This is a genomic window from Stenotrophomonas sp. A3_2 (assembly GCF_036624925.1).
Lineage (GTDB): Bacteria > Pseudomonadota > Gammaproteobacteria > Xanthomonadales > Xanthomonadaceae > Stenotrophomonas > Stenotrophomonas hibiscicola.
The window spans coordinates 1-303 of sequence record NZ_JAZKVY010000321.1; the positions used below are offsets into that span (position 1 = coordinate 1).

The window sequence follows — 303 nt, forward strand, 5'->3', positions numbered from 1 at the left end:
TTCGCCGTAGAGCGCGGCGGCGAGGCCGAACATGATGCCGCCCTCGATCTGCGCGGCGGCGGCATCGGGGTGGACGAGATCGCCGCAATCGACGGCCGCGGTGACGCGACGGACGCGCACGGCGCCATCGGCGGCGACGGCGACCTCCGCGACCTGGGCGACGATCGATCCAAAGCCCTGGGTGAGGGCGATGCCCCTGCCCTGCCCCGCCGGCAACGGCGTGCCCCAGCCGGATTTTTCCGCCACCAGATCGAGCAGCGCGCGGTGGCGGGTGCCGAGTGGCAGCATGTGCTGGCGGAACTT

At 72.6% G+C, this 303-nt stretch carries 1 protein-coding gene; it reads right to left on the bottom strand.

Going from position 1 to position 303, the window contains the following annotated elements; translation table 11 throughout:
* Positions 1–303, bottom strand: a 303-nt coding sequence (locus R5H29_RS14870; protein ID WP_332329375.1) for a molybdopterin cofactor-binding domain-containing protein, incomplete at both ends; no start/stop codon positions are given.